The sequence below is a fragment of the Hymenobacter agri genome (genome assembly GCF_054778495.1).
The window spans coordinates 1-5,582 of the sequence record NZ_BAAGZM010000270.1; the positions used below are offsets into that span (position 1 = coordinate 1).

Annotated in this window: 6 protein-coding genes; 2 read left to right on the forward strand and 4 right to left on the reverse strand. The window is 60.6% G+C overall.

The features are described from left to right. On the forward strand, positions 1 to 435 hold a 435-nt coding region (locus ACYVDE_RS13385), incomplete at its 5' end, for a c-type cytochrome (RefSeq protein ID WP_460502048.1). Between the two features lie 128 nt (positions 436 to 563). On the opposite strand, the gene ACYVDE_RS13390 is transcribed toward ACYVDE_RS13385, so the two are convergent. Further along, positions 564 to 1,673, reverse strand: a complete 1,110-nt coding sequence (locus ACYVDE_RS13390; RefSeq protein ID WP_460502049.1) for a vWA domain-containing protein — start codon at positions 1,671 to 1,673, stop codon at positions 564 to 566. A gap of 164 nt (positions 1,674 to 1,837) precedes the next feature. Here ACYVDE_RS13390 and ACYVDE_RS13395 point away from each other — a divergent pair, with 164 nt between their 5' ends. Next, a complete protein-coding gene (locus ACYVDE_RS13395; protein WP_460502050.1) occupies positions 1,838 to 2,119 on the forward strand; it encodes a DUF427 domain-containing protein in 282 nt (93 codons plus the stop codon). A gap of 75 nt (positions 2,120 to 2,194) precedes the next feature. Here ACYVDE_RS13395 and ACYVDE_RS13400 read toward each other — a convergent pair whose 3' ends face one another. From ACYVDE_RS13400 to ACYVDE_RS13410, 3 genes are all read right to left on the reverse strand, one after another. Beyond that, the gene (locus tag ACYVDE_RS13400) at positions 2,195 to 3,148 is read right to left on the reverse strand and encodes an NADP-dependent oxidoreductase (protein WP_460502051.1); all 954 of its coding nucleotides are present in this window, start codon (positions 3,146 to 3,148) and stop codon (positions 2,195 to 2,197) included. 187 nt (positions 3,149 to 3,335) lie between these two features. Further along, a complete protein-coding gene (locus ACYVDE_RS13405) occupies positions 3,336 to 4,316 on the reverse strand; it encodes an acyl-ACP desaturase (RefSeq protein WP_460502052.1) in 981 nt (326 codons plus the stop codon). A gap of 146 nt (positions 4,317 to 4,462) precedes the next feature. Beyond that, positions 4,463 to 5,582: hypothetical protein (locus ACYVDE_RS13410; protein WP_460502053.1), on the reverse strand; the 1,120-nt coding region annotated here is incomplete at its 5' end.

A 5,582-nucleotide genomic window follows, 5' to 3' on the forward strand; every position in this document is an offset into this window, starting at 1 on the left:
GCCCGGCTGCCGGCCGCCCCCGTGCTGGGCCCGCCACCAGCCGATGCCCGCGCTTTCGGCCGCTACCTCGTCATCGGCCGCTACCACTGCTTCGAATGCCACTCGAAGGATTTCAAAAGCAACAACCCCTACGACCCCGAAAAATCGCGGGGCTACCTCGGCGGCGGCACGCCCCTGCTCAACAACGAAGGCCAGACCGTAGTATCGCGCAACCTGACCGCCGACGTGGCCACGGGCCTGGGCAATTGGAGCGAGGCACAGTTTGGGCAAGCCGTGCGATTTGGACTGTCGCCGCACGGGCCGCTGCACTACCCGATGAACAAGTATTCGCTGCTCACCGATGAAGAAGTGCATGCCCTGTTTGCGTACCTGCGCTCGGTGCCCAAAATCAGGAATGCCACGCCGGAGGATGGTGAAGTGGCGGCAGTGAGGTAGCGTTAAAACAGAACGTCATGCTGGGCTTGGCGAAGCATCTTTACCGTTGTAGTAATTGATTTTGCTACTGCGGTAAAGATGCTTCGCCAAGCCCAGCATGACGTTCTGTTTACTTTGCGACCAGCGCTTTACAGGGTCTTGCGGCGGTTCTTCTTATAGTCCTCAAACACCAGGTGGCCCAGCCCTTTCAGGCCCGAATAGTAGGCCTTGCCCTGATTCACTTCGGTGAACTCCTCCACGAACTTCTGCAGGTACGGGTCGGAGGTAATCATAAACGTGGTGATGGGAATCTTGACGCGGCGGGCGGCGGCGGCTAGGTTCAGGGTCTTGTTCACCACTTTACGGTCGAGGCCGAAGCTGTTTTTGTAGTAGCCGTTGCCCTCCTTCAGGCAAGTGGGCTTGCCGTCAGTAATCATAAAAATCTGCTTGTTGGGCGTCTTGCGCTTGCGCAGCAGGTCCATAGCCAGTTCCAGGCCGGCCACAGTGTTGGTGTGGTAGGGGCCCACCTGCAGGTAGGGCAAATCCTTGATTTCAATCTGCCAGGCGTCGTTGCCGAACACGATGACGTCGAGGAAATCTTTAGGGTATTTCTGCTTCACGAGCTCAGCCAGGGCCATGGCCACTTTTTTGGCCGGCGTGATGCGGTCCTCGCCGTACAGAATCATTGAGTGCGAGATGTCAATCATCAGCACGGTGCTGGTCTGGCTCTTGTGCTCGTTTTCGCGCACTTCGAGGTCGCCCTCGGTCAGCATGAAATCGTCGCCGCCCCCGAGGCCGTGGTTGAGCTGGGCGTTGCGGATGGATTCGGACATCTGAATCTGCTCCAGCGAGTCGCCGAAGCGGAACTCGCGCAGGTCGGTGCTCTGCTCGTCGCCCTGGCCGGTGTGGGGCGTGCGGTGGTTGCCGGTGCTGCTCTTTTTCAGCTTGCCAAAAATCTCCTCCAGGGCACTTTTGCGGATGCCCTGCTCGGTTTTGGGCGTAATCTTAAACTCGCCCTTTTGCTGCTCATTCTCATCGATGTAGCCTTTTTTCTTCAGGTCGTCGATGAAATTGCCCATGCCGTAATTGTCGTCGGTGAGGCCGTACTGCTTGTCGAGCTCGTTGAGCCAGGACAGCGCTTCGCCCACATCGCCGGAGGTGATGGTGACGAGCTGCATGAAAATCTTGAATAGCGACTCAAAGCCCTTGTCGGGCTGGTCTTCGGGCACAAAATCGCGGAAGCGGAAGCCAACGGCCATAGCGGGGAATAAGAGAAAGGAAATAGGGAATACGGGCGGTCAGCTACCATGCGGCCCGGCTTAATAAACCCCCGGGCCCGGGTTTATGTTCAGTTGTGGTGAGCGGCGCGGCTTTTCGCCGCCGCCCGCCTTCTCTCTTTTCCCTGCTCCCCTATTCCTAACCCATGAAAGCCATCTGGAACAACACCGTCGTGGCCGAGAGCGACGATACCGTCGTGGTCGAAAACAACCACTACTTCCCCGCCGATTCCCTCAAAAAAGAGTTTTTTGAGGACAGCATTGCCCAAACCAGCTGCCCCTGGAAAGGCCGCGCCAGCTACTACTCGCTGAATGTGAACGGCGAAAAGAACAAGGATGCCGCCTGGTACTACCCCGAACCGAAGGACGCCGCCAAGGAAATAAAAGGCCGCGTGGCGTTCTGGAAAGGCGTGCGGGTGGAGAAGTAACCATACGCCACCATATAAGAATCCTCCGGCCGCATCAACTGCAGCCGGAGGATTCTTGCTCTGTAAGACTGCTCGTTACGGCACAATTACCACTTTGCCGGTGGTGTGCTTCGACTCAATCTGCTCGAAGGCTTTTTTGGTTTCGGCCAGCGGGAAGGTGGCCGAAACGGGTACTTTCAGCTGGCCGGCCTCGGCGAGCTCGCGCAGGTGGTCGAGGTCGGGCACGCTGGGCTGGGCCATGACGTGGGCGAAGCGCACGCCGCGCGGCAACTTCAGGGCAGTGCCATCGTTAAGGACGGAAATCAGCCGGCCTTTGGGCTTGAGGGCCGGGATGCTTTTGAGCAGCGTGTCGCCGCTGATGGCATCGAACAGCAAATCGACGCCAGCGGGGGCAATTTTGGCCACAGCTTCGGCAATGGGGCTGGCTTCGTAGTCGATGGTGTGGTGGGCGCCCAGTTTTTTCATGTGGCGGGCGCTTTTGGCACTGGCTACGGCAATGACCGTAGCCCCAGCGTTTTTAGCCAGCTGAATGGCGGTGCCCCCCACCCCGCCCGAAGCGCCGAGGATGAGCACGGTCTCGCCTTTGGCCAGCTTACCGGCCGTGAACAGTGATTGGTAGGCCGTGAGGCCGGCCAGCGGCAGGCCGCCGGCTTCGGCCCACTTCAGCTTTTTGGGCCGCATGGTGAGGTAGCACTCGGGCACCACAATTTCTTCGGCGAAGCTGCCGTGCTGGGCCACGGGCCGGCGGATGTAGCCGTACACTTCATCTCCTTTTTTGAAGCGGGAAGCGCCGTGGCCGCACTCCTCCACCACGCCGGCCACATCCCAGCCCGGCACCACCGGGAACTCGACGGGCACCACGGCCACGAAATGGCCTTCGCGCACGATGTAATCGACGGGGTTGATGCCGGCGGCTTTCACGCGCAGCCGGACTTCACCCTCGCCCACAGCGGGCAAGTCGATGGAGCCAATGTGCAGAACGTCGGCGCTTCCAAATTTGGAGTAGTGGGCGGCTTTGGTGGTCTTCATAACGGAAATGATTGGGTTGGGATAAGCTCGGCCGTGGTGGCAGCATTGTCATTACCCAGCAAAGCCGCCGTGGGTTGCCGCTGCCATCCTCACCCCACAAAAAAACCGCCCCAACCAGACGGCGGGGCGGTTTTCTGAAGTTTCTTACGTGGCTCGAAACAGCAATACCTTAGCAGGCGCCAACGAGTTAATCAATCCACTTGAACTTGTATTCGAGCTTGGGCACGGGCATGCGGTCGGCCACGCGGCGCAGGCGGTTGGGCAGGGCCATGATGTAATCGCGGGCGCGTTCGGCTTCGCCGGTAAGGCCGCCGATGCGGGCAATGTCCCAGTCGTGGATGAGCGAGTCGAGGATGTCAGTATAGTCGGCGCTGGTGTACACGCCCAGGCGTTGGGCGGCATCGGTGAAGTGGCCGAAGGTTTTGCCCATTTCCACGCCCATTTCGCGCATGTAGTGAGCGGGCATTACAATCTTCTTGCGCATCATGTCCTCGAAGGCCAGCATCATTTCGCTGGGGTCAAGCTCGAAAATCTTGCTCACAAAGGCCTTGTACACGCGGGCGTGGCGGGTTTCGTCGCCGGCAATCATACCGCAGATTTTGGAGAGCTGGTCGTCGCCGGCTTTGCGGGCCAGCTGGCCCACGCGGCGGTGCGAAATGTTGGTAGCCTGCTCCTGGTAGCTCGTGTACACGAAGGCGCGGTAGGGGTCGTTGGCCGTGCCCAGGTCGAAGGCATCATTAATGAGATACTGAGTCGAAACTTCAAACTCGCGCATGTTCACGCGGCCGCTCAGGTAGAGGTAGCGGTTCAGCAGGTCGCCGTGGCGGTTTTCCTCGGCCGTCCAGCCCCGAATCCACTCGGCCCAGCCGTTGTTGCGGTCGCGGTTGATGTTATCGAGCTCGTGGAACCAGGCCTCGTAGTTGGGCAGGGCCTCTTCGGTAATAGTGTCGCCGATGAGCACGGCCAGCAGGTCGTAGCTCAGGCCGCTGGCTTTTTCGCGCAGCTCTTTTACTTCGTCAAAAAACGTGTCGCGGCGCGAATCGGGCAGGTAATCGGCAGGCTGCCAGCTGTCTTCCACACTTTTGAGGAAGGTGCTCATGTTTTCCTTCAGATAGCCTTCCATCTGCTGCAGTACTTCGCCGCGGGTAATCGATATGGAGGTTTGCATAATGCTGGGCGAATAAGCGTGAGGGGATGATGAAGAGGAAACGCTTTTCGTGCAACAAAGGTCTGCCCGAACCGTAGGGGCTCGGGTATAAGATTATGGCATTACCTGCGCCGTTGGGCCAAAAACCGGCCTTGGCGACGGTAAAATCAGTGTTCGGGCCAACCCTGCACGTGATAGACGTGCACCGCCGAATCGGCACCGACGGTGACCGGGGCGTGCTCTGGGTAGAGCATCAGGCGCGGCCCCTGGGCGCGCAGGCGGCGGCTCAGCCAGTGCGCGGTTTCGGCGGTGAGTAGCCACACGGCCTGGGGCGGGGCACCGTAAGTAGGTAGTTGGGCCAGGCGGCGCAGGCATTCAGTTTGGTCGGTGGTGCCGGTGAGCGCCCGGCGCAGGCTGGCCTGCGAGGCGTCGTGAGCGGGCCAGCCCGTGAGCAGCAGTACAGGGCCCGGCCCGGGCGAGTAGCTACTAAAGGGCGAGAGGCTTTTCAGCAGGTCGTTGGTGCCGGCCAGGATGCGCACCGGGCGCCCGCCTTGGTGGCGCAGGAAACGGATGGGGCGTTCGTGGCGGCGCTGTTCCTGCCGCAGCACGAGGTGGCGGTGCCAGGTTTTGGCGGCGTACAGGCCACTCACCAGCAGTAATATGCCGATGGCCAGCAGCCGGCGAAAGCCCTGCCCCGCCCCTGTTCCCAAAAGCGTTGAGAGCGATGAGGCACTGCTACCAAAAGTTGTTGCGCCATCTTCTGACGCGGTCAGACCAACAGCCTCGCCTCGCGCATTCACGGCAGGATTCAGCCAGTAAATCAGATTGGTAAGCAACCAGCAATCGAGCAGCGGCAATGCCAGTCGCGGCGGTAATTTCAGGATGCCGGCCAGAGCAAGCAGGCCCATCGCGAAAGCCACTTGTATCAGCCAGAAGCTACGCGACACGGGCCGTGTGCGGCGAATAGCTACGGCCGTGACCAAAAGGGCCAGCAATATTGGAAAGTAGTCGCGTCCCAGCTGTCGGGCACGCAGCTGCAGCTTGGCGGGCAGTATGCGCCCGAAAAAATCGGGGGCGTCGAAGCGGTACACCGGGCCGCGCAGCACGGGGTCGACCACCGTGGAATCGCCCAGCAGCCACAGGCCGATGGCAGCGGTGCCGAGGCTGTCGGTAGTGGTGCGGGGTGCGGGGAGCAGTTGGTCGTAATCGAGAATGCGCGCCAAACGGGCGTCGCGGGCCTGCACCCGGGCCTCAGCCGGCGTTTGGCTGAGCCCAGCCAGCCCGAAC